Annotated in this window: 25 protein-coding genes and 1 pseudogene; 10 read left to right on the top strand and 16 right to left on the bottom strand. The window is 73.9% G+C overall.

Translation table 11 applies throughout. From position 1 onward, the window contains the following. Positions 1 to 12: 12 nt before the first annotated feature. From C1I92_RS34515 to C1I92_RS18870, 5 genes are all read right to left on the bottom strand, one after another. Complete coding sequence (locus C1I92_RS34515) at positions 13 to 594, bottom strand: hypothetical protein (RefSeq protein ID WP_111256203.1); 582 nt, start codon at positions 592 to 594, stop codon at positions 13 to 15. Between the two features lie 78 nt (positions 595 to 672). Beyond that, positions 673 to 1,293 (bottom strand): HNH endonuclease family protein, encoded by a 621-nt coding sequence (locus C1I92_RS18880; RefSeq protein ID WP_111256202.1) that lies wholly within the window; start codon positions 1,291 to 1,293, stop codon positions 673 to 675. Between the two features lie 150 nt (positions 1,294 to 1,443). Then, positions 1,444 to 1,617: a hypothetical protein gene (locus tag C1I92_RS33905; RefSeq protein ID WP_158564198.1), complete on the bottom strand. Its 174-nt coding sequence runs from the start codon at positions 1,615 to 1,617 to the stop codon at positions 1,444 to 1,446. A gap of 142 nt (positions 1,618 to 1,759) precedes the next feature. Beyond that, positions 1,760 to 4,414: an ATP-binding protein gene (locus C1I92_RS18875; RefSeq protein ID WP_111256201.1), complete on the bottom strand. Its 2,655-nt coding sequence runs from the start codon at positions 4,412 to 4,414 to the stop codon at positions 1,760 to 1,762. Between the two features lies 1 nt (position 4,415). Then, the gene (locus C1I92_RS18870) at positions 4,416 to 5,975 is read right to left on the bottom strand and encodes a 3-hydroxyacyl-CoA dehydrogenase family protein (RefSeq protein WP_111256200.1); all 1,560 of its coding nucleotides are present in this window, start codon (positions 5,973 to 5,975) and stop codon (positions 4,416 to 4,418) included. A gap of 97 nt (positions 5,976 to 6,072) precedes the next feature. Here C1I92_RS18870 and C1I92_RS18865 point away from each other — a divergent pair, with 97 nt between their 5' ends. Genes C1I92_RS18865 through C1I92_RS18845 form a run of 5 tightly spaced genes read left to right on the top strand, consistent with a single transcriptional unit; the run spans position 6,073 to position 11,402 of the window. Then, the gene (locus tag C1I92_RS18865) at positions 6,073 to 6,909 is read left to right on the top strand and encodes an ABC transporter ATP-binding protein (RefSeq protein WP_111256199.1); all 837 of its coding nucleotides are present in this window, start codon (positions 6,073 to 6,075) and stop codon (positions 6,907 to 6,909) included. Between the two features lie 34 nt (positions 6,910 to 6,943). Then, positions 6,944 to 7,963: an ABC transporter substrate-binding protein gene (locus C1I92_RS18860; RefSeq protein WP_111256198.1), complete on the top strand. Its 1,020-nt coding sequence runs from the start codon at positions 6,944 to 6,946 to the stop codon at positions 7,961 to 7,963. 13 nt (positions 7,964 to 7,976) lie between these two features. Then, a complete protein-coding gene (locus C1I92_RS18855; protein WP_233507082.1) occupies positions 7,977 to 10,085 on the top strand; it encodes an iron ABC transporter permease in 2,109 nt (702 codons plus the stop codon). Then, on the top strand, positions 10,048 to 10,488 hold the full coding sequence (locus C1I92_RS18850; protein WP_111256196.1) for a nitroreductase family deazaflavin-dependent oxidoreductase: 441 nt from the start codon (positions 10,048 to 10,050) through the stop codon (positions 10,486 to 10,488). Before C1I92_RS18855 ends, C1I92_RS18850 begins: the two co-directional genes overlap by 38 nt. Before the next feature lie 38 nt (positions 10,489 to 10,526). Continuing rightward, on the top strand, positions 10,527 to 11,402 hold the full coding sequence (locus C1I92_RS18845; protein WP_111256195.1) for an SDR family oxidoreductase: 876 nt from the start codon (positions 10,527 to 10,529) through the stop codon (positions 11,400 to 11,402). 22 nt (positions 11,403 to 11,424) lie between these two features. Here C1I92_RS18845 and C1I92_RS18840 read toward each other — a convergent pair whose 3' ends face one another. From C1I92_RS18840 to C1I92_RS18830, 3 genes are all read right to left on the bottom strand, one after another. After that, entirely contained in the window at positions 11,425 to 12,741 is a 1,317-nt protein-coding gene (locus C1I92_RS18840) for a WD40 repeat domain-containing protein (protein ID WP_111256194.1), read from the bottom strand. After that, on the bottom strand, positions 12,738 to 13,262 hold the full coding sequence (locus C1I92_RS18835; protein ID WP_111256193.1) for a SigE family RNA polymerase sigma factor: 525 nt from the start codon (positions 13,260 to 13,262) through the stop codon (positions 12,738 to 12,740). Before C1I92_RS18835 ends, C1I92_RS18840 begins: the two co-directional genes overlap by 4 nt. A gap of 61 nt (positions 13,263 to 13,323) precedes the next feature. Further along, entirely contained in the window at positions 13,324 to 13,851 is a 528-nt protein-coding gene (locus C1I92_RS18830) for a PepSY domain-containing protein (protein WP_111256192.1), read from the bottom strand. Between the two features lie 139 nt (positions 13,852 to 13,990). On the opposite strand from C1I92_RS18830, the gene C1I92_RS18825 reads away from it, so the two are divergent. Both C1I92_RS18825 and C1I92_RS18820 read left to right on the top strand, forming a co-directional pair. Then, positions 13,991 to 14,398: a hypothetical protein gene (locus tag C1I92_RS18825; protein WP_146605195.1), complete on the top strand. Its 408-nt coding sequence runs from the start codon at positions 13,991 to 13,993 to the stop codon at positions 14,396 to 14,398. After that, positions 14,305 to 15,603: an HNH endonuclease signature motif containing protein gene (locus C1I92_RS18820; protein WP_158564197.1), complete on the top strand. Its 1,299-nt coding sequence runs from the start codon at positions 14,305 to 14,307 to the stop codon at positions 15,601 to 15,603. The genes C1I92_RS18825 and C1I92_RS18820 overlap by 94 nt, the downstream gene beginning before the upstream one ends. 14 nt (positions 15,604 to 15,617) lie before the next feature. Here C1I92_RS18820 and C1I92_RS18815 read toward each other — a convergent pair whose 3' ends face one another. Together C1I92_RS18815 and C1I92_RS18810 are read right to left on the bottom strand one after the other, a co-directional pair. Beyond that, positions 15,618 to 16,901, bottom strand: coding sequence for a sensor histidine kinase (locus C1I92_RS18815; protein ID WP_111256189.1), 1,284 nt, complete (start codon positions 16,899 to 16,901; stop codon positions 15,618 to 15,620). A gap of 4 nt (positions 16,902 to 16,905) precedes the next feature. Continuing rightward, positions 16,906 to 17,589, bottom strand: a complete 684-nt coding sequence (locus C1I92_RS18810; RefSeq protein WP_111256188.1) for a response regulator transcription factor — start codon at positions 17,587 to 17,589, stop codon at positions 16,906 to 16,908. Positions 17,590 to 17,711: 122 nt separating this feature from the next. On the opposite strand from C1I92_RS18810, the gene C1I92_RS34510 reads away from it, so the two are divergent. After that, on the top strand, positions 17,712 to 18,263 hold the full coding sequence (locus tag C1I92_RS34510; RefSeq protein ID WP_199521358.1) for a hypothetical protein: 552 nt from the start codon (positions 17,712 to 17,714) through the stop codon (positions 18,261 to 18,263). Between the two features lie 12 nt (positions 18,264 to 18,275). Here C1I92_RS34510 and lpdA read toward each other — a convergent pair whose 3' ends face one another. From lpdA to nucS, 4 genes and pseudogenes are all read right to left on the bottom strand, one after another. Beyond that, positions 18,276 to 19,676 carry a dihydrolipoyl dehydrogenase gene (gene lpdA / locus C1I92_RS18800; RefSeq protein WP_111256187.1) on the bottom strand — a complete coding sequence of 467 codons (1,401 nt, stop codon included), beginning with the start codon at positions 19,674 to 19,676 and terminating at the stop codon, positions 18,276 to 18,278. Between the two features lie 71 nt (positions 19,677 to 19,747). After that, positions 19,748 to 19,825, bottom strand: a pseudogene (locus C1I92_RS35455) (endonuclease NucS domain-containing protein); the annotation flags it as partial. A 314-nt stretch (positions 19,826 to 20,139) separates the two neighbouring features. Beyond that, positions 20,140 to 20,406, bottom strand: coding sequence for a hypothetical protein (locus C1I92_RS18790; RefSeq protein ID WP_111256186.1), 267 nt, complete (start codon positions 20,404 to 20,406; stop codon positions 20,140 to 20,142). Positions 20,407 to 20,415: 9 nt separating this feature from the next. Next, on the bottom strand, positions 20,416 to 21,105 hold the full coding sequence (gene nucS, locus C1I92_RS18785) for an endonuclease NucS (protein WP_111256185.1): 690 nt from the start codon (positions 21,103 to 21,105) through the stop codon (positions 20,416 to 20,418). Between the two features lie 61 nt (positions 21,106 to 21,166). Between nucS and C1I92_RS18780 the strand changes: the two genes are divergently transcribed. Beyond that, the gene (locus C1I92_RS18780) at positions 21,167 to 21,487 is read left to right on the top strand and encodes a hypothetical protein (RefSeq protein ID WP_111256184.1); all 321 of its coding nucleotides are present in this window, start codon (positions 21,167 to 21,169) and stop codon (positions 21,485 to 21,487) included. A 3-nt stretch (positions 21,488 to 21,490) separates the two neighbouring features. On the opposite strand, the gene C1I92_RS18775 is transcribed toward C1I92_RS18780, so the two are convergent. Then, entirely contained in the window at positions 21,491 to 22,345 is an 855-nt protein-coding gene (locus tag C1I92_RS18775) for an alpha/beta fold hydrolase (RefSeq protein WP_111256183.1), read from the bottom strand. A gap of 58 nt (positions 22,346 to 22,403) precedes the next feature. Here C1I92_RS18775 and C1I92_RS18770 point away from each other — a divergent pair, with 58 nt between their 5' ends. Continuing rightward, positions 22,404 to 23,405 (top strand): zinc-dependent alcohol dehydrogenase, encoded by a 1,002-nt coding sequence (locus tag C1I92_RS18770; RefSeq protein ID WP_146605193.1) that lies wholly within the window; start codon positions 22,404 to 22,406, stop codon positions 23,403 to 23,405. A 10-nt stretch (positions 23,406 to 23,415) separates the two neighbouring features. Here the strand turns inward: C1I92_RS18770 and C1I92_RS18765 are convergent, their stop codons facing one another. Continuing rightward, positions 23,416 to 26,820, bottom strand: coding sequence for an error-prone DNA polymerase (locus C1I92_RS18765; RefSeq protein WP_111256181.1), 3,405 nt, complete (start codon positions 26,818 to 26,820; stop codon positions 23,416 to 23,418). Positions 26,821 to 26,827 lie beyond the last annotated feature (7 nt).

Genomic DNA, 26,827 nt, shown 5'->3' with positions numbered 1-26,827 from the left:
GGAGGCGGCGGGTCAGCCGGCACGCCGGCTCCTGATCAGCGCCCAGCCGGCCGCGGCCGCCCCGCCGGCGATCACGAGGATGGCGTACGGCGCCGAGACACCGGAGTCGTCGCCCGCCGAGCCGCCGGCCGGGATCGCGGTGGGCACCGGGAACGACGTCGGGGCGGGCGCGGGCGTCGGCGTGGGAGTCGGCGTCGGCGTCGGTGTGGGCGTCGGCGTCGGTGTGGGCGTCGGTGTGGGCGTGGGTGTCGGCGATGGCGGCTCTGCGGCGACGCGGGCGCCGCAGACGAACCAGTCGGCGATCTCGCGCGCCCGGCCGTTGGGCAGGGCCGGCGCCGTCAACCCGGTGAACGGCGGGTCGGTGTAGACGCGGTGGTCGGGCCCGCCGCGCACCCCCACCGCTGTGATCGAGTAGCGCTCGTCACGAACCCCGACGCTGAGCCGGGTGCCGTCGTCGGAGAGCGACGCGCTGATCGCGTCGCTGCCGGTCAGGTCGTCGCCGAACCCGCCGCAGCCGGCCGCCTGGGCCTCGGCCGGGGCGACGGTCAGCAGCAGCGCGGCCAGCCCCGCCGGCAGCAGCCGAAGTCCACGCACGACGCCCCCCGACGCAACGGTGTGAGGCCGCAGACGACGAGGCGGCCCACAGCTTTATAGCGTGACGGGACCGGATTGTCAGCAAGTGCCCAACATCTGGTGCAATGCCGCCTTCTCCGCGCTGGTGACGGTGAGGTCCCAGTCGTACTTCACGTCGGTCCAGTGCCGGGCGTAGTAGCACCACCAGTCCTGGTTCGCCGGCTTCCACTCCGATGGGTCGCTGTCACCCTTGGAGCTGTTGCTGGACGCGGTGACGGCGATCAGCTGGCCGCGAGCGAGGTCGTTCGCGAAGTCCTCGCGCCGGTCCTCGGTCCACGAACTGGCGCCGGAGCGCCAGGCGTTGGCCAGCGGCACCATGTGGTCGACGGAGACGTCACCCGGCTCCTCGATCCAGACCTGGTCGTAGACGCTGTACCACCGGCCCGCGGTCGGGTAGCAGTCGGCGCCGGTCATGACGCCGGATCCGTCGCGGACCAGCACCGTCTCGCGGGTGTTGCAGGTCCCTTCGGCGGGGCTCCAGTGCGGGAACCGGTCACGTGAGTAGCCGTCGCTGGAGCCGGGCGGCGCGACGGTGAGATCGGCGAGCTGGCTGGCCGACTCCGACGGCGACGGCGGATCCGGCGGGTAGGCGTGGGCGGCGCTGACCAGCCCGACGAGGACGGCGAGGGTCGCGAGGAGGGTGAGGACGGCTCGGCGCATGGTGGTGACCTCCTGATTGGCCAGGTGTCACCAAGACTGTCAAGAATATCCGGAGTGCACCAGGATGCGTCGCCCGTCGTTCACCGAGCCTTCGACGGGGAGTCGCACATCCCCCGAGCGCCGGCGACTCCCCGTCGATCGATGTGCCCGTCAGTTGGGCGAGTAGCTGACCAGGTAGAGCTGGCCGTCCTTGAACACGTAGGTGAAGCCGAGCGCGTCCTTGTACCCCGAGTAGCTGGACGCGCTCGCCGGCATCGTCGCGCCCACCGAGGCCGCGGCCACGACGCCGAGCGTGGCCAGCGTCATCACCATGCGCTTCTTCATGTCATTCCCCTTCGACTGCGGACAGCGGATTCGCCGGTGCCAGGGCGGCGCCGGCATCGCAACGGTAGGGACGACGCCGCGCCGCTCCGCCCGGTTCGGCGCCGATCGGGCGATTCCCGAACGACCCCGAACGGCGGCGGGGTCAGACCCTGGTGAGGCCGCGCTCGACGACCAGTGGCGCGTCCGGCCGCGCGCAGCCGCAGTCCGCCCCGGCGTCGAGCTGCGCCAGATGATCGAGGACGCGGCGAGCGGACGGTTCCGACGCCGACCGGTAGCTCTCACCGGTCCGGGCCCAGACCTCGCGGGCACCCTCGCGGTCGCCGCGCGCACACCGCACTGCGGCCAGGCCCTCGTCCGCGACCGCGGTGCGGATCGGATCGGACAGCTCCGCGGCGAGGTCACGGGCGGCGGTGAACGCCCGCTCGGCCTCGTCGAGGTCGCCGCGGTAGCGAGCGGCCACGCCGGCGGCGCTGTGCAGCCGAGCCTCCAGCCCGCGGTCACCCAGCTCTCGCGCGAGCTCGAGCGCGTCCTGCAGGCGCCGCTCGGCCGCGTCGAACTCGCCCAGCGCGGCCAGCGCCTCGCTCAGGCAGTGCCCGTGATAGGCCGCGCCCATCCGGTCGCCGATCTCCAGGGCCAGCTCCACGCCCCGCTCGGAGTGGTGGCGCGCGTCGGCGAACCGGCCGAGCTGCAGGCAGAACGCCGCCGCGTTGGTCAGCACCATCACCTCCTGGTCGCGTTCGCCGTTGCGCCGGCAGATCGCGACCTCCTTCTCGAAGTGGGCCAGCCCCTCCTCGAGCTGGCCGGTGTGCTGCTGCGTGACCGCCAGGTTGTCCGCCGTCATCCGGGCCCGGCGCTCCTCGCCGTGCCGCTGGTAGATGTCGCGCGCCGTTCGGAACCCCTCGACGGCGGCGGCGAAGTCCCCTGTCTCGGCGTGCACGATCGCCAGCGAGTTCAGCGCCTGCGCGAGCCCGAGCTCGTGGCCGACGCCGCCGAACAGCTCGGCCGCCGCCGCGAGGTGCCGGCGTCCCGCCTCCATGTCGCCGATCCGCAGCCAGGTGCCCCCGATGTTCCGCTCGGTCGCCGCGACGACGACCGGGTCGCCGTATCGCTCGGCGGCGTCGCGGGCGCGCAGGTGCAGGTCGAGCACCACTTGCAGGTCGGTGCGCAGGTTCAGGTACGGCGTGAGCAGCAGGACCAGCGCCACCGTCGCCTCGGCGTGCTCGGAGGCGTACTCGTCCTGGATCAGCGCGACCAGCGCGGCGGCCTTGGCGTCCAGCCAGGCGACCGCCGCCGCCCGGTCCGCCGGGGCGGCGACGGCGGACGGTCGCGGGCCGCCGTCCGGAGGGTCGGCCGGGAGCAGCGGCAGCCCGGCCAGCGCCGGGCCCAGCTGCTCCAGCTCCTGCGCCATGCGCGCGACCGCCAGCCGGTAGTGGTCGAAGAGCCGCGCGACGGCCGCCGACCGCTCCGCCGGCCGGTCCTCGTCGAGCGAGGCGGCGACGAGCTGGGCCCGGACGAGGTCATGCAGGCCGAAGGTGCCGGGAGCGCTGCGGCGGACCAGGTGCTGGTCGGCGAGCTCCGCCAGCCGGTCGGCCGCCGCCTCGACGTCGATGCCGGCCAGCGCCGCGGCGGCCGGCGCGTCCAGGTGCTGGCCGGGATGCAGCGGGAGCAGCCGGACGAACCGCTGGTCGTCGCGGGGCAGGCCGCGGTACGACAGCGCCAGCGACGTGTCCACGTCCGGCTCCAGGCGCAGCCCGTCGAGCCGCTTGCGCAGCGGATGGGCGAGCTCGGCCAGGGTCCAGTCCGGACGAGCCGCGATCCGCCGGGCCGTGATGCCCAGCGCTAGCGGCAGCCGGCCGTCGGCGCGGGCGATCTCGAGCGCGGCCTCCGGCTCGGCGTCCACCCGCTCGGCGCCGGCCATGGTCCGGAACAGCTCCAGCGACTCGGCGTCGGTGAACGGCTCCAGCCCGATCCGCTGCGGGCCGCCGCGCCCACGGACGGCCTCGTCCAGGCCGGGCAGCGCGAGCCGGCTGGTCACGAGGACCCGGGCCGGTGTGGTGGCCGCGAGCAGCGGCGCCAGCTGCTCCTCGCCCCCGGCGTTGTCGAGGACGACGAGGTGCGGCCGGTCCGCGAGCCGCCGCCGGCACTGCACAGCCAGCGCCTCTGGGGCGTCGGCTCGCCAGCGCGGATCGTCCTCGCCCAGCAGCCGCAGCATCGCCACCAGCACCGACCCGGGCGTGAGCGGCGCACCGTCCGGCTCGAACCCGCGCAGATCGACGAACAGCGTCGCGAGGCCCGGGGTCCGCGACCGAAGGACCGCGGCGGCGCGCAGGGCCAGCTCGGTCTTGCCGACGCCGGCCATGCCGGTGATCAGCGTGACGGCGTCGGCCCGGGCGTCGGCGATCGCGACGAGCTCACGGCCGCGCCCGGTGAACTCCGGCACCGGCTCGGCGACCGTCGCGGAGACCGGCACGAGCTGTTCCGGCACCGCGCCCATCGCCCGGCCCGCGGCCAGCCGCCAGGTCAGCGCCTCGGACTCCGACAGCCCGAGCGCGGCGACGATGTCGCCGACCAGCTCCGCGTCCACCCGCCGCCGGCCCGGCTGGAACGCGTCGTAGACGGTGACCCGGCCCGGCTGTGCGGCGCCGCCGCGCACTCCGCGAGCGACGCGGTGCGCCGCGACCCGGCGGGTGATCTCGCTGAACGACGGCGAGCCGGCCCACACCCGCAGCCGGGCCAGCCCCGCCGCCAGGTCGTCGAGGGTCCACAGGCCGACCGCCTGCGGGCGTCGCTCCCCCATGTCAGAGGTCGGCGAACCGCAGGCCGGTCGTCGCCAGCTGCCTGAGCAGCGGCGACGGCGCCAGGCCGGGCTCGCGGACCTCGGCCTGCAGCCGCTCCAGCGTCGCCAGCGCGGCGGCCGGTCCGAGCCCGTCCAGCAGCTCGAACGGACCGGCCGGCAGCCGGCAGCCCAGCCGCATCGCGGTGTCGACGTCGGCGGCCGAGGCGTACCCGGTCTCCAGCATCGTGACGGCGTCGTTGAGGTAGGGCACCAGCAGCGCGTCGACGACGAACCCGGCGCGGTCGGCGCAGACGACGGTGGTCAGCCCGGCGGAGGTCGCGAGGCCGGCGACGGTGTCCACGGCGCCAGGGGCGGAGACGACGGTGCGGACGACCTCGGCGACGGCGCCGGACGGCCCGGCCAGGTGCAGTCCGACGACGTCCGCGGGCCGGCCGCTGGCGGCGGCCGCCGCGACGACCGGGCCGTCGCCGAGGGCCACCAGCACGGCGCCGGGACCGGCCTCGGCGCCGAGCCGGGCGAACGTCTCGGGGTCGCCCGGCGCGACGAGGACATCGACGTCGGCCCCGTCGAGGACGACGTCGTGGCCGGCCTTGGCCAGCGCGTCCGGGAGCGTCCCGGCCGACGCGGGGTCGCGGAATCCGACGCGGCGGACCCGGTGGGCATCAGGAGGAACCACAGCGGACCCCGCGCCGACACCGTCGTCCACCGAGTAGTCGTAGAAGCCGCGACCGGACTTGCGGCCGAGGAACCCCAGCGTCACGAGCTCGCCCAGGACGGGGGCCGGCGCGTGCAGCCGGTTGCGGCCCTGCCGGTACATCGTCGCCAGGATCTCCTGCGCGGTGTCGAGTCCGATCAGGTCCAGCAGCGCCAGCGGGCCCATCGGGTAGCCCAGCCCCGCCGTCGTCGCCGCGTCGATGTCCTCGCGCGACGCGTGCCCGCTCTCGTACATCGCCGCCGCCCGGTTCAGGTACCCGAACAGCAGCGCGTTCGTGACGAACCCGGCCCGGTCGCCACAGGCCACCGGCGTCTTGCCGAGCCGCCGCGCGAGCTCGGTGACGGCGTCGGCGACCTCCGGCCCGGTCACCACCGTGCGCACGACCTCGATCAGGTCTTGCACCGGCGCCGGGTTGAAGAAGTGCATGCCGACGACCCGCTCCGGGTGCGACACCGCGACGCCGATCTCCGTCACCGACAGCGAGGACGTGTTGGTCGCGAGGACGGCGTCGGCCCGGACGATGCCGTCGAGCCGGCCGAACAGGTCGCGCTTGAGGTCCAGCCGCTCCGGTACCGCCTCGACGACGAGGTCGGCGTCGGCCAGCGCGGCGAGATCGGTGGTGAACGCGATCCGGCCGGCCAGCGCCGCCTGCTCCTCGGCCGTGAGCTTGCCTCGCTTCACGGCCCGGCCGGTCGACGCGTCGAGGTGGCCGCGCCCGGCCGCGAGCGCCGCGTCGTCGCGCTCCACGCCGACGACGTCGAGGCCGGCCCGCGCGAACACCTCCGCGATGCCCGCGCCCATCGTCCCCAGCCCGACGACGCCCACCCTGGCGATCCGCACAGTCATGCGGCGAGTCTAGGCAGCGCGGCGGGACGCGCGAACGTGACGTATCCGCCACCGCCGCGGGTTGCGATTTAGCTTAGGCGTACCTTACGTTGGCGCGGTGACCATTTCGCCCCCTCTGCCCGTCGACGGGCTCGCTGCGCGCGGGGTCGACCTCGCGTACGGGCGCGACGTCGTCGTGCGGGCGGCCTCGATCGAGCTGGAGTGCGGCGTGGTCACGGCGCTCATCGGGCCGAACGGCAGCGGCAAGTCCACGCTGCTGCGGGCGCTGGCCCGGCTCCATCTCCCCCAGGCCGGCGAGATCAGCTTCCACGACGGCACCGACGTGCTGAGCCTGGACCCGCGCGAGCTGGCCCGCCGCGTCACCCTGCTGGCGCAGAGCCGCAGCACGCCGGGCGGGCTCTCGGTCCGCGAGCTGGTCGAGTACGGACGGCACCCGCACCGCGCCCGCTGGAGCGGCCGCGACCCCGGCGCCGAGGCGGCCATCGCCCGGGCCATGACGCTCACCGGCATCGAGGCGCTGGCCGACCGGCCGGTGCAGGCGCTGTCCGGCGGACAGGCGCAGCGGGTGTGGCTGGCCAGTTGCCTCGCGCAGGACACCGGCCTGCTGCTGCTGGACGAGCCGACCACGTTCCTCGACCTGCGCTACCAGATCGAGATCCTCGACGTCGTGCGCGAACTGGCCGACGACCACGGCATCGGCGTCGGCCTCGTGCTGCACGACCTCGACCAGGCGGCCGCCGTCGCCGACCGCGTGCTGCTGCTCGAGGGCGGGACGGTCACCGCGGACGGCCCGCCGCACGAGGTGCTCACCACCGAGAACCTGACCCGCGCCTACGGCATCCGCGTCGACGTCCATGTCGACCCCGTCGACGGGCGCATCTCCACCCGCGCCGTCGGCCGGCACAACGACGTCCGGTCGCGCGCGACCGCCTGATCCCGTTCCCACACCGATCACGAGGTACATCATCATGAGAAGAGCGCGCGCCCTCGCGGGCCTGTCCGTCGCGTTCGTGCTGCTCGCCACCGCCTGCGGCACGACGGAGGACGCGTCCGACGACCCGACGGAGGCGGCCTCGACCGGCGACTCCGAGGACGCCGGCGGCTCCGGCGACGCCGGCGGGCCGATCACCGTCACCGACGCCCGCGGCGTGGAGGTCACGCTGGAGGAGCCCGCGGTGCGGGTGGCGGCCACCGAGTGGAACGCCGTCGAGAACCTCGTCTCGCTCGGCGTCATGCCGGTCGGCGTGTCCGACATCCAGGGCTACGAGAACTGGGTCAGCGGCGCGCCGCTCGACGACACCGTCACCGACATCGGCACCCGCGGCGAGCCGAGCATGGACACCCTCGCCACCCTCGACGTCGACCTCGTCATCGTCACCGACAGCCTGATCGAGGGCGCGATCGAGCAGGTCGAGGCCACGACGCCGGTCGTCGTCATGCCGGGCGGCGACGTGCAGGACAACATCGGGCAGATGTTCGCCAACCTCGACCTCATCGCCGAGCTGACCGGCACCGAGGACCGCGCCGAGGGCCTGCGCGACCAGTTCGACGAGAAGATCGAGGAGGGCCGGGCGGCGGTCGAGGAGGCCGGCGCCGCCGGCAGCCCGGTCGCGTTCGCCGACGGCTGGGTCGACGCCGGCAGCGTCAGCATCCGTCCTTTCGCGCCGGGCTCGCTGGTCTCCGACGTGTTCGAGGAGATCGGCCTGGAGAACCCGTGGCAGCTCGAGGGCGACCCGGTGTACGGCCTGGCCCAGACCGACGTCGAGGGACTGACGGCGCTGCCGGCCGAGACGCGCTTCTGGTACATGGCCAACGACAACGACGGCGGCGACGCCTTCGCCGACAACCTGGCCGGCAACGCGATCTGGGAGTCGCTGCCGTTCGTGCAGTCCGGCAACGTCGCCCGGCTGCCCGACTCGCTGTGGATGTTCGGCGGCCCGACGTCGATGATGCAGTACGTCGACGCCGCCGTCGACGCGCTCGGCTGAGACGGACCGTCTGGTGAGGTCCGGCCGCCTGGGGCTGGTCGCCGCCGGACTCGCGGTGCTCATCGCGGGCCTGGCGGTCGTCCACCTCATGCAGGGCACCGCGCAGGTCGGCGCCGGCGAGGTGCTGCGCTGGGCGACCGGACAGGGCACGGACGACGCCGGCGCGATCGTGCTGGCCTCGCGGCTGCCGCGGCTGCTGGCGGCGATCGTCGTCGGCGTCGCGCTCGGCGCGGCCGGCGCGGTCATGCAGTCGGTGTCGCGCAACGTCATGGCCTCGCCGGACACGCTGGCCGTCAACGCCGGCGCGCACCTGATGCTGGTGACGGCGGCGACGGCGGGCTTCACGCTGCCGCTGCTGGGCGGTGCCGGCCTGGCGTTCCTGGGCGGGCTCGGCGCGGCGGCGCTGGTGCTGGCGCTGTCCGGGCTCGGCGGCACCGGCGCGGTCCGGCTGGTGCTGGCCGGCACCGCCATCGCGCTGGCGCTCCAGTCGCTGACCAGCGCGCTGGTCATCCTGTTCTCCGAGGAGACGCGCGGCCTGTTCGCCTGGGGCGAGGGGTCGCTCGGGCAGAACGGCCTCGGCGGCGTCCGCACGATCGCACCGGTGGTCGTCGTCGTGCTGGCCGGCCTGCTGCTGCTCGGCCGCAAGCTGGACCTGCTCTTCGTCGGCGACGACCACGCCCGCATGCTCGGCGTCAACGTGCGCCGGGTCCGCGCGGGCTCGATCGTGCTCGCCGTCATGCTGTCCGCCTGCGCCGTCACGCTGGCCGGCCCGATCGGCTTCGTCGGCCTGGCCGCGCCGGCCATCGTGCGGCTGGCGACGCCCGTGGTGCCGGGGCTGCACCGGCACGCCGTCCTGCTGCCGATGTCGGCCGCGACCGGCGTGCTCATGCTGCTCGCGGCCGACGTCGGGCTGCGGGCGGCGATCGGCTCGCAGGGCGCGCTGGAGGTGCCGACCGGCGTCGTCACGACCATCCTCGGCGCGATCTTCCTCATCGCGCTGGCCCGGCGCATGCGCATGTCCGACACCGTCGGCGAGCCGCCGGCCGCGGGGGTGCGCGGCGGCGTGACGCGGCGGCGGTTCGCCGCCGTGCTGACCACGATGATCGTGGTGACGGTGGCGGTCGCGGCCGGCGGCACCCTGCTCGGCGACTCCGTCCTGCTGCTCGGCGACGTCGTCAACTGGCTGTCCGGCCAGGCCGGGCCGATCGTCAGCACCGTCATGGACACCCGCCTTCCCCGCGTCGCCGCCGGGCTGCTGGCCGGCGCCGCGCTGGCGCTGGCCGGCGCGATCATCCAGGCGGTCGCCCGCAACCCGCTGGCCGAGCCCGGCATCATCGGCGTGGCCGGCGGCGCCGGAGCCGGCGCGGTCCTGATGATCACGCTGGTGCCGCTCGCGAGCTTCTGGGCGCTGGCCGGCGCGGCCGGGCTCGGCGCCGCCCTGGCCGCGGCGCTGGTGTTCGCGCTCGCCGCCCGCGGCGGCTTCGCCAGCGACCGGCTGGTGCTGATCGGCGTCGCGGTGTCGGCGGGCGCGCAGTCGCTGATCGTCGTGATGATCACGCTCACCGACCCGTGGAACGAGACCAAGGCGCTGACCTGGCTGGCCGGGTCGACGTACGGCCGCTCGTTCGAGCACCTGGTGCCGATGGCGCTGGCCGTCGCCGCGGTGGTCCCGCTGCTCTACGGCATGCGGCACACGCTGGACCTGCTCTCCGTCGACGATCACACGCCGCGGATCCTCGGCGTGCACGTGCCGAAGGCCCGGCTGGCGCTGCTGGCCGGCGCCGTCGCGCTGACCGGCGCGGCCGTCGCCGGCGTCGGCGTCATCGGGTTCGTCGGGCTGGTGGCGCCGCACGCCGCCCGGGCGCTGGTCGGACGGCGGCACGGGCGGATGCTGCCGGTGGCCGCGCTGCTCGGCGCCTCGCTGGTCTGCCTGGCCGACGCCCTGGGCCGGACGGTGATCGCGCCGGCCCAGCTGCCGGCCGGGCTGGTCACCGCGATCGTCGGTGCGCCGTACTTCGTCTGGCTGCTGTACCGGTCGCGGGTGCGGGGGAATACCGCCCCGCGCCTGCTGGGTTGGCGTCGACATGCCCCTCAACGGAGACTACGCACCGAGCCCGTCTGACTGGGCCCGCAAGCAGGCGGAGAAGTACGAGGAGTCCGGCGGCACCGCCGCGACCACGCTGCGCGGCAAGCCCGTGATCGTCCTCACGTCCGTCGGCGCCAAGACCGGCAAGCTGCGCAAGACCCCGCTCATGCGGGTCGAGCACGACGGGGAGTACGCCGTCGTCGCCTCGGACGGCGGCGCGGCGCGTCCGCCCGTCTGGTATCACAACCTCGTCGCCAACCCGCACGTCGAGCTGCAGGACGGCGACCAGAAGCACGACTACCTCGCCCGCGAGGTCACCGGCGCCGAGCGCGACCTGTGGTGGGAGCGCGCCGTCGCCGTCTGGCCCGACTACGCCAACTACCAGACCAGGACCAGCCGGGTGATCGCGGTTTTCGTGCTGACCCGCCTCACCGACTGACGCCGTTTCGCCCGGGGCCGGGCGGGTAGTGACCGGTCATGACCACCGATCAGACCGCCCGGCCACGCGAGTTCCCGGCCCAGCAGCAACAGCCGCCCGGCTCGACCGCCGCGATGACACCCGTCCCGGACCACGGCGAGGAGAGCTACCGGGGCTCGGGCAAGCTGACCGGCCTGCGCACGCTGATCACCGGCGGCGACTCCGGCATCGGCCGCGCCGTCGCGATCGCGTTCGCCCGCGAGGGCGCCGACGTCGCGATCACCTACCTGCCCGAGGAGCAGGCCGACGCCGACGAGACGCTGGCGCTGGTGCGTTCGGCCGGCCGCGACGGCTATGCCTACGCCGCCGACCTGCGCACCCACGAGGCCTGCGTCGAGGTCGTGACCCACGCGGTGGCCGAGCTCGGCGGGCTGGACGTGCTGGTGAACAACGCCGGCTACCAGATGGCCCGTGGCGGCGGCATCGACAGCATCGAGCCGGACCGGCTGGACCGCGTCATCAAGACCAACCTCTACGCGCTGTTCTGGCTGACCCAGCAGGCCGTGAAGCACCTCAAGCCCGGCGGCTCGATCATCAACAACTCCTCGATCCAGGCCTACGACCCGTCGGTGTCGCTGCTGGACTACGCCGCGACGAAGGCCGCGATCAACAACGCGACGGTGAACCTGGCGGCCGAGCTCGGGCCGCGCGGCATCCGCGTCAACGCGGTCGCGCCCGGGCCGGTCTGGACGCCGCTGCAGCCGGCCACCCAGCCGCCGGAGAAGGTCGAGAAGTTCGGCCAGGACACCCCGCTGGGCCGAGCCGGCCAGCCCGCCGAGGTGGCGCCGGCGTTCGTGTTCCTCGCCTCGCCGCGCGACGCGAGCTACGTGTCCGGCACCGTCCTCGGCGTGACCGGCGGCAAGCCCGTCTTCTGACGGGCCCCGGCGCCGGGGCCGGTCAGAGGGTCTCGTGCCAGACGATCCGGCCCGTCGGCGCGGCCAGCTCGCAGCGTCCGTCGAGCGAGCAGCGCACCACGCTGTGGTCGGCGGTGGCCTCGTCCCAGACGTCGAACACGAAGCTGTCGTCGCTCTCCCACGTGATGTTGCCAGGCCCGGTGTCCGCCACGGTGAGCACCGGCTCGCCGGATCGAGCGTCGAGCACGACGATCGAGCGCGGCACGTCCAGCTGCTCCTCGACCTCCGCGGCGGTCCTCGCCGCCTCCTCGAACTCCTCGGCGCTGGGCAGACCCGGCGCTGCGATGAGGGCGAGGTGCCGTCCGTCCGGCGAGAAGGCCTGGGGGCCGGCGAAGTGGTCCGGCGGCATGGTCCAGAGCGTCTCGCCGGTGACGGTGTCGACGACGCCAGGCGTGGTGTCCGCGGCCTCGTTCGGCGGCGTCAGGACGGCCAGGTCGCCGCTGGGCGCGACCGAGGTGGTGAACCCGTAGTCGGTCCACGGGGTGACGGTGCCGGCGGCCGGGTCCCAGAGAAGGATGCCGCCCGGCGCGTTCGTCGCCCTGTCCAGCACGACCCGGCCGTCGCCGAGGAAGCCCTTGGCCACGCCGACGGAGCCGTCGGCGCCCGTCTGCTCGCGCTCGTACACGATGTCGCCCGTCCGCGCGTCGGCCACGCGGAGCAGCGTGCGCCCCGGGCCGTCGCCGGGCCCGTGGGTGGACCAGTCGTGTGCCCCCCAGGCGATCAGGGTGCCGTCACCGGAGACGGCGACGTCGTAGATGGCGCCCTCGTCCAGGACGGTCCGCTGCCCGTCGCCCGAGATGAGGGCGAGTTGGTTGCCGTCGGTGTTGTCGATGCCGGACTCGACGAACAGCACCACGAAGCCGCCGGCGACCTGGGACAGCGCGCGGAACCCGCTGAAGTCGCCGTCGAACGGGACCTCGGTGTCGCCGCTGTGCAGCGCGCCGTCGGCATACCAGGGCACGTCCGGCCGAGCGCCCTCGGCCAGCCCGCCGGTGTCGAGGGTGACGGTGGCCGGGCCGGCGGGTCCCTGGTCGGGCGCCTCGTCGGGCGCCCCGTCCGCCTCCGGGCCCGCGGCCGGGCCCACAGTGCCGAGGTCGGGGCCACCGCTTCCGAGCGGGTCGGCGACGACGAACGCCGTACCGGCCGCGACGGCGACGAGGGTGCCGCCGGCGGTCGCGAGCCGGACCTTCGCGCGGCGCCGGCGCGCCTCACGGAGCACCGCGTCGGCCAGGCCGGCCCGGGGCGGAACGCGCAGCGCGAGGTCGTCCAGCGCGTCGCGCACCTGGTCTTCGAGCGTCATGCTGATGCCTCCTCAGGAGTGGGCAGAGCCGCGCCGGCGGCGAGCTCCGGAGCGAGCACGCGAACCCGGGCCAACGCCCGGGCGGTCTGGCTGCGCACCGTGCCGACGGAGCAGCCCATGATCTCGGCCACCTCACGCTCGGGCAGGTCCTCGTAGAACCGGAGCACCAGGACGGCGCGCTGCCGGGCCGTCAGCCGGAGCAGCGCCCGGCGCAGGTCGAGCCGGTCGTCGACCTGGCCGACGCCGTCGCGGACGGAACGCTCCGGCGGGACGGCGACCGTGTCCTCGCGGACGACCTTCCGGCGACGCCAGCGGCTGGCGTGGTCGTGATAGATCGTGCGGCGGACGTAGGCCTCGGGGTTGTCGACCTTGTGCCAGCGGCGGACCAGCTTGACCAGCGCCCCCTGGACGAGGTCCTCAGCCAGGTGCGGGTCGCCGGTCAGCGCGTAGGCGGTACGCCGCAGCGCCAACGAGCGGGACTCCACGAACTCCCGAAACTCGCTCTCGGCTCGAGAATCCACTTCGTCCCTCTCGTCGGCGCTGCTTCCTCACTCACAGACGCACGAGCATGGGCTCACTATGTCAGTCATCGTCATGGTCGTCGTGGTGGTCGTCGTCGGAGCCGTGGCCGCTGTTGTCGTCACGGTCGTCGTCGTGCTTGTCGTCGTCGTCGCGGTCGTCGTCGACGTCGACGCGGGTGATGTCACCGGAGAGCGCGTCCACCCGGACGTCGTGCTCGACGCCGTCGCGGTGGATCTCGACCTTCCACTCCAGCCGGCCGTGCTCCCACTCGCGCTCGACCTCGGTGACGGTGCCGCCGCCGACGTGGGCGAGCGCGATCTCCTCGGCCTCGCCGCTGCCCATCTCGTCGCCGCTCGGTGCGGCGGGCGCGCTGGTGGGCGAGTCGTCCGGCGACGGCAGCGCCGACGGGGTGTCGTCGGGCGTCGCCGACGGGGTGTCGTCGGGCGTCGCCGACGGGCTGTCGTCGGCGGTGACCGACGAGCGCGGCCGGTTGTCGCCGTCGTCGGTGCTGACGGCGTAGGCGACGCCGCCGGTGATCAGCAGGGCGGCCGCGGCAGCGGCGGCGGAGACGAGTCGGTTGCGGTTCATGATGGCGTCCTTCCGTTTCGGTGCGATGCCACCACGTTCCCGCCGGCCGCCCTAGCGCCGCGCTGGGCGACGGTTAACGCGGGACTAAGCCGATGGCCGCCGAGTTGATCTTGCCGGCGGGGCGGGTACTGTGGTGCGCATGTTCGAAGAAGCCACACTGACTGCGGCGCCGCCGGGTTCTGACCCGGCGATGCCGGACGATGCCGGGTGGCATCCGAACCGCGATGAGTGGGTCTGGCCGGAGCAGTGCGACCCGGTCGCCGCGATCGACGCCGCGCTGCTGCGCGAGCTGTGCACCGGCGAGCCCGGCCCCACGCTCAGCGATGCCGGGCGGATGCCGGCGGGTCCGGAGCTGGCCGCGCTGCTGGCCCGGCGCGACCCGGCCGCCGCCGACGCCTACGACGTCGTCGAGGCGGTGGCCGGGTACCCGCCCGCGCGGCTGCGGCTGCGGCTGTGGCGGGCGCGGGTGACGGGTGGGGGCGGCTGGCCGCCTGGGTGGCCGCCGGCCAGGCCGCGGCGTTGGCCGAGCTGGCGTCGCGCGCGGTGATGGCGCCGAACGATACCGGGTACCGCTCGGTCAACCCGGTCACGAACACGGCGGCGGAGGTCGCCGCGCGGACTCAGCTGTCGACGAAGCAGGCGGAGAACCAGGTCGGGCACGCGGTGCAGCTGGTGGCGGACTTCCCCGACACGCACGCGGCGCTGTCGGCCGGACTGATCGATGTGCGCCGCGCCCGGGTGGTCACCGACGAGCTGGGCGGGCAGCAAGCGGCGGTGCGTGCGCGGGTGGAGGCGGCGGCGCTGCCGAAGGCGCCGTTCCTGGACTCCGTCGCGTTGCGGAGGCTGGTGAAGCGGCTGTTGCACGAACTGGCGCCGATGGAGACGGCAGAACGCGCCCGCGCCGCGCGGGATGGCCGGTATGTCGCGGTCATGCCGGCCTCGGATGGGATGGCGTTCCTGGAGGCGCTGCTATCGGCCGACGACGCCACCGCCCTGAACACCGCCCTCACCAGTGCGGCCGCGGATGCCAAGCGTGCCGACGTCGCCGCCGGTGCACCGATGCGGACCGTGGACCAGCGCCGCGAGGACGCGCTGGCCGAGCTGGGCTGGGCCGCACTGACCAGGTGCGCCGACACCGCCACCACCACCGGCGAAGCCGCCACGGATACGACCGTCACGCGCGCAACCGTCACTGGCGAGGCTGCTGATCACCGGCCGCGCAGCGGGCCGGGCGCCGCCCGTCGATCGCCGCGGCCGGTCAGCGTCCACGTGACCATCCCGTTCGAGTCGTTGGCCGGGCTGGCCGACCAGCCCGGCGACCTCGAGGGGTACGGACCCGTTCCCGCCCATGTTGCCAGGGCACTGGCGGCCGAGGGCGTCTGGACCTGGCTCTCGACCGACCCCGGCACCGGGCAGCTGCTCGATCTGGGCCGCACGAGATACCGGCCGAGCAAGGCGTTGGCCGAGTTCATCGTCGCCCGGGATCGCACCTGCAGGATGCCGGGGTGCCACCGACTGGCCCGGAGCGCCGACATCGACCACATCGTGCCGTTCGCCGCGGGCGGCTCGACCTGCCCGGCCGGCTGCCACGCCCTGTGCGAAACCCACCACCTGCTGAAACACCACGGCGGATGGGACGTCGAACGACAACCCGACGGCAGCACCCACTGGCGCAGCCCCACCGGCCACCATTACGTTCGGCCACCCGACTCGATCCGGCCGGGCGCCACACCGGACCCGCCGCCACACTGAACCTCGCTCTGTGGTCAACCGGCGCCGAGCTCGACGACGACGGTGAGCCCGCCGCCGGCCGGGCTGTCCAGCCGGACGCCGCCGCCGGACTGCTCCGCCGTCCGCCGGACGATGTCGAGCCCCAGGCCGCTCGACCCGGACCCGCTGACGCCCCGGCGCAGCACGCCGGTGGTCTGCCCCGACGGCAGCCCGGGCCCCTCGTCGGCGACGACCAGCCGGGCGCCGCCGCCCTCGCGCGTCTCCAGCCGCACCGTGAACGCCGTACCGTGAGGGGTGTGCGCGAAGACGTTGCCGAGCAGCGCGTCGACGCACGCCTCCAGGTCGCCGCGGGCCAGCGCGACCGGCAGCGGCCCGGCCGCGACGTCCACCGTCAGCTCCCGGTCGGTGTCCTCGGCCAGCACCGCCCAGAACGCGGCCCGCTCGCGCACCACGTCGGCCGCGTCCGTCGTCGCACCGGCCGGTGCCGTGCCGCGCCGGCGGGCCTGCCCGATGACGTCGGTGACGGCCCGATCGACGGCGTCGACGTCGGCGACGATGCGCTCGCTCTGCTCGCCGGCGGGCAGCGCCTCGGCGTCCATCCGCAAGGTCGTCAGCGGGGTGCGGACGCGGTGCGAGAGGTCGGCGATGGTCTCGCGCTCCTCGCGCAGCAGGTCGGTGATCCGGCCGGCCAGCCGGTTCAGCGCCGTCGCGACGACGCCCAGCTCGCTCGGCGCGGACGGGTCGGCGCGCGCGTCCAGCTCGCCGCGGCCGAGCCGGTGCGACACCGCCGCCAGATCCGTCGCGCCGCGCACCAGCCGCCGGCCGAGCCGGTCCGCGACCAGCAGCCCGACCAGCAGCAACGCGATCCCCAGCCCGGCCAGCGCCAGCCAGGCGCGTGCGACGCCCTGGCGCAGCTCGGCGTCCGGGACGAAGGTGCGGATGACGCCGGCGCTGCTGTCCGGCCCGCCGACGGCGAACACGATCTCGCGGCCGCCGTCGGCCTCGGCCGACGCGCTGGACCCGCGTTCGCCCAGCTCGACCAGCGGCGTCCGGTCCGCCTCGGCGCCCAGCCGCTCGCCGCCGGGCAGGAACACCGTCACGTCGAACCGGGACGTCGCGTCGAAGTGCTCGACGGTGAGCGCCAGCGACGGCGCGTCGGCGGTCGCGACCAGCGACGTCAGCGCCTGCGCCTCGACGGTGGCCGCCTGCACGGCGCGGTCGGCGGCGACGTCGCGGACCAGCAGCGCGAGCGGGACGAGGAACGCGACCAGCACCAGCGTCGTGGTGGCGGCGACGAGCACGAGCAGCCGGCGGCGCACCCCGTCACTCCTCCGGCGCGGCCAGCCGGACGCCGACGCCGCGGACCGCGTGCAGGTAGCGGGGCTCCTGGGCGGTCTCGCCGAGCTTGCGGCGCAGCCACGACAGGTGCACGTCGACGGTCTTGTCCGCGCCGCCGTACGGGAGCTGCCAGACCTCCGTCAGCAGTTCGCGCTTGCCGACGACCTCGCCGGCCCGCGCGGCCAGGTAGTGGAGCAGGTCGAACTCGCGCGGCGTGAGCTCCAGCTTGGCGCCGTCGAGGCTGGCCTCGCGGCTGCGCGGGTCGACGCTCAGCCCGCCGACGGTGACCGCCTGATCGCGCTGCTCCTCGCCGCCGCGGCGCAGCACGGCGCGGATGCGGGCGTCGAGCTGGGCGACGCCGAACGGCTTGGTCACGTAGTCGTCCGCCCCCGCGTCGAGGACGGCGACCACCTCGCGCTCGTCGTCGCGCGCCGTCGCGACAATGACGGGGACGTCGCTGACACCGCGGAGCATCCGCAGCATCGCGGTGCCGTCGAGGTCCGGCAACCCCAGATCCAGCACGACGACGTCCGGCCGGTCGCCGACGGCCTGCTCCAGCCCCGCCATCGCCGTCGGCGCGGACCGGACCGCGTGGCCGCGCTCGGTCAGCCCGCGGATCAGCGCGGACCGGATCGTCGCATCGTCCTCGACGACGAGTACCTGAGCCATGGCGACGACCCTAGGGCACGTGGCTGCCCTTGGTCCGGCCCTCAAGGCGTCCGTTGAGGTCGCCTTAGGCGTCCCTTAACCCGGGCGGCGGGCATAGTGGGTGCGTGGTCAGGACTCGGGCGGTGCGCGTCGGAACCGGGGTGCTGCTGTGGCTCGCGGCCGCGGCCGGCGCCACGGCGGTCGGGATGGGCGCGGTCGGCGTGATCGGCAGCGACATCTTCGGCTCCAGCCAGGAACCGCTCACCCAGGCCGAGGTCGAGCAGCGCCTGGCCTCCCCCGCGCCACCGTCGACGCCGCCACCGTCAACGCCGCCGCCGTCCACGCCGCCGCCGTCCACGCCGCCGCCGTCCACGCCGCCGCCGTCCACGCCGCCGCCGTCCACGTCACCGGCCCCGCAGCCCACGACACCGCCGGCGACCACGCCTCCGGCCCGGCCCCGCGTCATCGACGCCAACGGCGCCGGCACCGTGACCGCGCAGTGCAACCCCGACGGCACCGTCCGGGTCATCGGCGCCGTCCCCGCCCAGGGCTACGAGGTCGACGCCGACGACGACGAGTCCGACGACCACCCGCAGATCAAGTTCGAGGGCGAGTCGCTCGAGGTCGAGGTCCGCCTCCGCTGCGTCGACGGCGTCGTCACCGACGAGATCCGCCAGAACGCCGATGACGACTGATGCGGCCGTCGGTCAGATGTTGATCGGGTGGCCGGAGATGCCGTGGATGGCCTCCTTGACCGCCTCGGACAGCGTCGGGTGGGCGTGGATGTTGCGGCCGACCTCGTCCGCCGTCAGGTCCCACAGCTGCGCCAGCGTCAGCTCGGGCAGCAGTTCGGTGACGTCCGGGCCGATGAGGTGGGCGCCGAGCAGCTCGTTGTGCGCGGCGTCGGCGACGATCTTGACGAAGCCGACGGGGTCGCCGAGGCCGTGCGCCTTGCCGTTGGCCATGAACGGGAACTTGAAGGCCTTCACGTCGTGCCCCAGCTTGCGAGCCTGCTCCTCGGTGTAGCCGAAGCTGGCCACCTGCGGCTGGCAGTACGTCGCGCGCGGGATCATGTCGTAGTCGATCGGCATGGTCTCCGCGCCGGCGATGGTCTCGGCGGCGACGGTCGCCATCGCCTCGGCGGCGTGCGCGAGCAGCAGCTTGCCGGTGACGTCGCCGATGGCGTAGATGCTGGGCACATTGGTGCGCAGGTACTCGTCGACCTCGATGGCGCCGCGCTCGGTGGTGCGCACGCCGGTCTTGTCCAGGCCGTAGCCGTCGATGCGCGGGGCGAAGCCGATCGCCTGCAGCACCTTGTCGGTCTCGATGACCTCCTGCTTGTCGCCGGAGGTGACGGTGACCCGCACGACGTCGCCGGAGTCGTCGATGCTGTCGACCCGGGTGGACGTGCGCACGTCGACGCCGAGCTTCTTGTACTGGCGGGCCAGCTCCTTGGAGACCTCGGGGTCCTCCAGCGGCAGCATGCGGTCGAGGAACTCGACGATGGTGACCTGGACGCCGTAGTTGGCCATGACGTAGCCGAACTCGACGCCGATGGCGCCGGCGCCCGCGATGACGATGCGGCCGGGCAGCTCGCTCTGGAGGATCTGCTCCTCGTAGGTGACGACACGCTCGCTCAGCGACGTGCCGGGCAGCAGCCGGGTGGTCGCGCCAGCGGCGACGATGCAGTGCTCGAACGTCACCGTCTCGCTGCCGCCGTCGTTCAGCCGGACGTCGAGCGTGGTCGCGTCGGTGAACGTGCCCCAGCCGTCGAACTCGGTGATCTTGTTCTTCTTCATCAGATAGTGCACGCCCTTGACCCGGCCGTCGGCCACGGTGCGGCTGCGCTCGTACGCCTTCGAGTAGTCGGCCTTGACCTCGCCCTCGAAGACCAGGCCGAACGTGTCGGCCTCGTTCTTGACGATGTGGGCCAGCTCGGCGTTGCGCAGCAGCGCCTTGCTCGGGATGCAGCCGACGTTGAGGCAGACGCCGCCCCAGTACTTCGACTCCACGACCGCGACGGACTTGCCCAGCTGGGCCGCGCGGACGGCCGCGGTGTACCCGCCCGGCCCGGCGCCCAGCACGACGACATCGAAGTGCGCACTCATGATTGACAGCCTAGAGGTCGCGGGGACGCCGGTCGGCGTGACGTTCAGAACAGCCGCGAGGTGGGGTCGTCGACGCCGCGGACCGGCGCCAGCAGCGGGTCGCGGTTGAGCAGGTCGAGGTACCGGGTCAGCTGCTCGACGCCGTCCATGCAGTCGTTACCCTCCGCTTCGGAACTAGCGGTCACGGCGAGGTTCCTTCGGAACCTCGACACGATTGGCGTCGAGGTACGCCGCCGTTCGATGAATGAAGTCAGCGACGGCACCAGCCTCGTCGGGGTGGTGAACAACGTCCTGGTAGCCAGCGTCGTACCAACCAGCTTCGGTCCCGGTCACGTATGCAGCGGGAGTCCAGCGTTGATCCGCGGAGTACGTCGCCCACAGGGTGACCAAGTCAGGGCGCGGATGAAGTCCGCGTTCGCACGGCTGGCGATGATGGCCGCGACCTCCTCCGCGTCGTTCGACATCAGCGGACTCCAGGGAGTGCGAAGAGAAACACGCCGTTCGACACCTCATCGGCGGCGAACCTGAGCACACCCTCGTCGGTGTCGATCTCGACCACGGAGAGCGACCGTTGATTTCCATAGATCGGGTCAGTGACGCGGATCGACTCACCAGTGCTCTGCCACCGCAGTTCCCAGACGTTCGGCGGCAGGTCGGGGACAGCATCGGCATACGAGCGCCCGCCCACGAGCGTCCAGCCAGGCGTGTCCGGTGGACCGAACGTCGTCATGCCCAGACCCTAGAACAGCCGCGAGGTGGGGTCGTCCACGCCGCGGAGCGCGTCGTAGTCGACGGTGACGCAGAGGATGCCGCGGTCGACGGCGAGTGTGCGGGCCTGCGGCTTGATCTCCTGCGCCGCGAACACGCCGCGGACCGGCGCCAGCAGCGGGTCGCGGTTGAGCAGGTCGAGGTACCGGGTGAGCTGCTCGACGCCGTCGATCTCGCCGCGCCGCTTCACCTCGACGGCGACGGCGACGCCCTCGTGGTCGCGGCAGAGCAGGTCGACCGGGCCGATCGCCGTCGGGTACTCGCGGCGCACCAGCCGCCAGCCGGCGCCGAACGTCTCGACCTGCTCGGCCAGCAGCACCTGCAGGTGCGCCTCGACGCCGTCCTTGACCAGCCCTGGGTCGACGCCGAGGTCGTGGCTGGAGTCGTGCAGGACCTCGTGGAGGTTGATCACCAGCCGGTCGTCGGTCTTGTCGTTCTGGACGGTCCAGACCGCGACCAGGCCCTCCTCGTCCGGCTCCGGGTCGCGGACGGTGAGCGTGCAGGGCGGGCTCATCCAGTTCAGCGGCTTGTACGAGCCGCCATCGGAGTGCACCAGCACGCTGCCGTCGGCCTTCACCATGATGACGCGGGTGGCGAGCGGGAGGTGGGCGGTCAGCCGTCCGGCGTAGTCGACCTGGCAGCGTGCGATGACGATCCTCACCGCCCGAACTCTAGACGGCGTAGCGTGCGCATCACACGCACATCGAGGTGCGGGGGCAGGCATGAACCGGATAGGGCTGATCGCGATGGGCCTCGTCCTGCTGGCCGTCGTGGGCGTCGGCGGGGTCGTCGTCCAGCGGCAGGGCGAGCGGATCGACGAGCTGGAGGCGACCGTCGGCGAGCTGGAGGCGGTCTCCGACGCCGTCATCGCTCGGCGCACCGTCGACGACGCGGCACGGCTGGACGAGATCGAGCAGCAGCTCGGCTTCGACGCGCCGGACTGGCCGTCGGAGAACTTCGCCGAACGGATCGCGCAGCTGGAGTGGGATTTCGCCCTGATCTGCGCTTACCTGCACCGCACGGGCGCCGAGGTGCTGTGCTGACGGCTAGACCACGTCGTCCAAGAAGGCGTCGACGGCGGCGCGGAACGGGGTCGGGCGTTCGACCCACGGGTAGTGGCCGCAGTCGTCGACGACGGCCAGCCGCCCGGCCGGGAACCGCTGGGCCAGTGCGGCGACCGGCGCGAACCCGGTCATCGCGTCGTCGGCGCCGGCGACCACGAGGACCGGGGCGGTGACGGACGCGAGCCGCTCGGCGAGGTCGGCGGGCGGGTCGACGCTGAAGTAGGCGCGGTTGGCGGGCAGGTCGTAGCGGCCGACGGCGGCGTGCTCCCGCTCGGCCGGGCCCCAGTGCGCGTAGCTGGCCGGCGCGACCCGCCGCTGCCAGACATTGAAGCCTTCGTCGTCGAGGACGGCAGGCCCGGCGAGCAGCGCCGTCCAGGCGTCGTCGACGGCGGGGTCCGCCGCACGGAGCCGCTCGGCGATCGCCTCGGCGTCCGGCTCGGCGTCGACGAGGTGGGTCGACGGCGGCGTGATCAGCACGAGCGCCGCGACGTGCGCCGGATACTGCACGGCGTACGCGACGGCGAGCCGGGTGCCTGCGGAGTGCCCGGCGACCAGCAGGCGGTCCTGCCCCAGATGCCGGCGCAGCGCCTCGAGGTCGCCGGCCTGCCGCCAGTACGAGCCCGCCTCCGGCTCGTCCGGCGCGGGTGACTCGCCGACGCCGCGCAGGTGCGGGATCACCAGCGGGTGCCGGCCGGCCAGCCCGGCGAGGTCGCCCAGGTAGGCGGGGTGCCGGGCCGCCCCTCCGGCGAGGACGACGACGGGCGGGCCCGCGGCGACCGGCCCAGCCAGCTCGTCGTAGTGCAGGGACGTGTCGTCGGCGGCGCGGTAGGCAGGCACGCACCGACGCTACCGTCACCGTTGACATGGAATGGTGTTCCGTCTTGACTGCCAGCGCATGAGGCGATGGACGATCACCGGCGAGCGTCGGCTGGAGCTGCACGAGGCCGCGACACCGCGACCGGCCGCCGGCGAGGTGCTGGTCGGCATCGAGCTCACGGCCGTCAGCGCCGGTAGCGAGCTGCACGCGTACCGGTCCGGCCCGACCGGTTTCATGGACGACCCCGGCTACCTCGCGGCCGGCCGGGTCCTCGAGACGGGCGCGGGCGTCACCACCCTCCGCCGCGGCGATCGGGTCTTCGCGGCGGCGCCGCACGGCGACGCGGCGATCGTGCCCGCGCACCGCGTCGTCCCGGTGCCCGACGAGGCTCCGTTCGACGACGCGGTGCTGTGCTACCTCGCCAGCCTCGGGCTCTACTGCCTGCACGCCGGCGAGTACGCGGCCGGCGAGAACGTCGCCGTCGTCGGGCTGGGCGTCGTCGGGCTGTGCGCGGCGCTGGTGGCGACGGCCTGCGGCGCCAGGGTGCACGCCGTCGACGCCGACGACGACCGGCTCCGGTTCGCCGCCGGCCTCGGTCTGAGCACCTGGGACGGGCGCGACCCGGAGCTCTCCGCCGGCGTGTTGCGCGCCTCGCCCGAGGGGATCGATCTGGTGGTCGAGACGAGCGGCTCGTGGCGCGGGCTCGACACCGCGGCCCGCATGTGCCGGCGCGGCAGCCGCATCTCGGTGCTCGGCGTGTACCGCGACCTGCCCGACGCGCAGACCGGCGCGGCGCTGCATCGGCAGCTGCTGAGCTACCCGGCGAAGTTCCACTACGACGGCATCCGCATCGTCGGTTGCGCCAACCATCCGTGGCGGGACGCGCACGACACCGGCGACGGGTGGTCGGTCCAGCGCGCGCTGCGCTACCTCCTCGAGCGCGTCGCCCGGCGGCGGCTGGCGCTGGCGCCCGTCGTCACCGACCGCATCGCGCCGGGCGACCTGCCGGAGTTGTATGCCCGGCTCGACGACGGTGACCGCTCGGTCGTCGGCGTGCTGATCGACTGGACCGCCGGCTGAGCTCCAGGGGTCAGTGGAAGTCGCGGGAGCGGTGCCGGGCGTGCAGGGCGCGGGCCGCCTCGGGGTGCAGCTCGTCGAGCGAGGCCAGCTTGTCCGCGACCAGGTTGGTGACGCCGTCCTTGCGCTCCAGGATCCCCCGCACGATCATGCAGGCGGCGTTGCGGGCGACCCGCCGGTGCCGCTGCCACAGCCCGCCGCCGCAGACGACGTTGAGCATGCCGGTCTCGTCCTCGATGTTGAGGAACGTGATGCCGCCCGCGGTGCCGGGCCGCTGCCGGTGCGTGACCACGCCGGCGACGGTGACGCGGCGGTTCGGCTCGGCGGTGGCGAGGTCGGCGACGGAGAGGATGCCCTCGCCGCGCAGCAGCGGGCGCAGGTGCCCGATCGGGTGGCCGTCCGGCGAGATCGACGTGGCCCACAGGTCGGCCAGGGTCAGCTCGACGTCGCTCATCCCGGGCAGCGGCGGCGCCGCGGGTGCGGCGGTGACGGCCTCCAGCTGGCCGGCGGACTCGGTGTAGCCGGCGTTCCACAGCGCCTCGCGGCGGCTGAGCCCGAACCCGTCGAACGCGCCGGCGGTGGCCAGCGCCTCCAGCTGACGGGCGTCCAGGCCGGCCCGGCGGGACAGGTCGGTCGGGTCGCGGAACGGCCGCTCCTCGCGGGCCGCGACGATCCGCTCGGCGACGTCCTTGCCGATGCCGCGGACGGAGTCCAGGCCGATCCGGACCGCGTACCCGGTGTCCCGGCGGTGCAGCGGCGTCGGGTCCGGCGTGCCCGGGACCCACTCGGTGCGCTCGTGCTCCGGGCGCAGGCACTCGGGGTCGCCGGTGACCCCGGGCTCGCCGGCGAGCTCGAGCCCGGCGACGGCGCCGGACGTGACGATGTCGGGCCGCAGGACGGTGACGCCGTGCCGCCGGGCGTCGTGGACCAGCGACTGCGCGGAGTAGAACCCCATCGGCTGGGCCCGCAGCAGCGCGGCCAGGAACGCCGCCGGGTAGTGCAGCTTGAGCCAGGAGCTGACGTAGACGAGCTTGGCGAAGGACAGCGCATGGCTCTCGGCGAACCCGAAGTTCGCGAACGAGAGGATCTTCGTGTAGAGCGCGTCGGCCTTCTCCCCGACGATTTCCCGCTTGGCCATGCCCTTGTAGAGCTTCTCCTTGATGCTCTCGATCCGCTCGATGCCGCGCTTGGAGCCCATGGCCCGGCGCAGCAGGTCGGCGTCGTCGGGGGTGCAGTCGCCGACCGCGATGGCCATCTGCATGAGCTGCTCCTGGAACAGCGGCACGCCGAGGGTCCGCTTCAGCACCGGGATCAGGTCCGGGTGTGGGTAGTCGACCTCCTCCACCTTCGTGGCGCGGCGGATGTAGGGGTGGACGGCGCCGCCCTGGATCGGGCCGGGGCGGATCAGCGCGATCTCGATGGCGAGGTCGTAGAACTCCCGCGGACGCAGCCGGGGCAGCGTCCCGATCTGTGCCCGGCTCTCGACCTGGAAGACGCCGATGGAGTCGGCCCGGCAGAGCATGTCGTAGACGGCCGGCTCCTCCTTGGGCACGCTCTGCAGCTCCCACGCCTCGCCGAGATACCCGGCGATCATGACGAACGCGTGGTTGATCGCGTTCAGCATTCCCAGCCCGAGCAGGTCGAACTTGACCAGCCCCATCGACTCGCAGGCGTCCTTGTCCCACTGCAGGACGGTGCGGTCCTTCATCCGCGCCCACTCGATCGGGCACACCTGGCCGATCGGCCGCTCGGTCAGGACCATGCCGCCGGAGTGGATGCCCAGGTGCCGCGGCGCCCGCATCAGCTGGTTGGCGAGGTCGACGACGGCTCCAGGTATGTCGTGCTGCTCGCCGTCGGCCTCGGCCACCGCGCTCCAGCTGTCGGTCTGCTTGGACCAGGCGTCCTGCTGTCCCGGCGAGTAGCCCAGCGCCTTGGCGGCGTCGCGGACGGCCATCTTCGGCCGGTAGCTGATGACGTTGGCCACCTGGGCGGCGTTGCGGCGGCCGAACCACTTGTACACCTGCTGGATGACCTCCTCGCGCCGGTCGGAGTCGAAGTCGACGTCGATGTCGGGTTCCTCGTCGCGGTTGACGGAGATGAAACGTTCGAACGGCAGGTCGTGGAAGACCGGGTCGATCGCGGTGACGCCGAGCGCGTAGCAGACCGCCGAGCTGGCCGCCGATCCCCGGCCCTGGCAGAGGATGCCCTCGTCGCGGGCGAACCCCACGATGTCGTGGACGATGACGAAGTAGCCGGCGAAGTCCTTCTGGTCGATGATCCTCAGCTCGTGCTCGATCCGCTCGCGGGCCGCCTGCTCGTGCTTGACCCCCCGGTAGTACCGCTGGAAGCCGCGCTCGACCAGGATCCGCAGCCAGCTCATCGCCGTGTGGCCCTCGGGGATGTGCTCCTTCGGCAGTCGCGGGCTGGCCTTGCGCAGGTCGAACGCGAGCTCGCCGGCCAGCTCGACGGAGCGGGCGACGGCGCCCGGGTAGCCGGCGAAGCGGGCCGCCATCTCCCGGCCCGGCCGCAGCGACGCCGCGCCCCACGCCGGCAGCCAGCCGTCCATCTCCGCGAGGCTGCGCCGGGCCCGGATCGCCGCCATCGCCGAGGCCAGCCGGTACTCCTCGGGGTCGGCGTAGTGGACGTTGTTGGTGGCGACGACGGGCAGCCCGCGGTCCGCGGCCACGCCGGCCAGCAGCCGGTTGACGTCGTCGTCGCTGGGATGGCCGTGGTCGAACAGCTCGACGACGACGTGCTCGCGGCCGAACAGCGCGGTCAGCCGGTCCAGCTCCGCCGCGGCCGCCGCCGGCCCCGCGGTGGCGAGCGCGGACCGGACGGCGCCCTTGCGGCAGCCGGTGAGCACCAGCCAGTGCCCGCGCCCGAACTCGGACAGCTCGTCGAGGCGGTAGTCCGGCTTGCCCTTCTCCTTGCCGCGCAGCTGCGCCTCGGTGATCGCGCCGGCCAGCCGGTGGTACCCCTCGACGCCTCTGGCCAGCACCAGCAGGTGCTGCCCGCGCGGGTCCGGCACGCCGTTCTGCGGCGCGTCCAGGCCCAGCGACAGCTCCGCGCCGTAGACGGTGCGCAGCTCCGCCTCGGCGTACTTCTGCGCGATCTCGGCGAACAGCGGCGCGCCGTAGAAGCCGTCGTGGTCGGTCAGCGCCAGCCCCTGCAGCCCCAGCTCGATGGCCGCCTCGACCAGCCGGTCCGGCCCGCTGGCGCCGTCGAGGAAGCTGAAGTTGCTGTGCGCGTGCAGCTCCGCGTACGGCGTGACCGGCTCGTCCGGCCGGACCACCTGGGCCTTGCGCCGGTACGGCGTGCGCTTGCGCGACCCGGGCCCGTCCTCCGGCGGCACCGACGGCCGGTCGGAGAGCCGGCGCTCCAGCTCGCTCCAGGTCATCGGCGGGTTGTTCCAGCCCACGGCTCAC

The sequence above is a fragment of the Jiangella anatolica genome, from assembly GCF_003236295.1.
GTDB classification, from domain to species: domain Bacteria; phylum Actinomycetota; class Actinomycetes; order Jiangellales; family Jiangellaceae; genus Jiangella; species Jiangella anatolica.
Note: the sequence above shows the minus strand (reverse complement) of the source record. Positions and strands in the feature narration are given on the sequence as shown.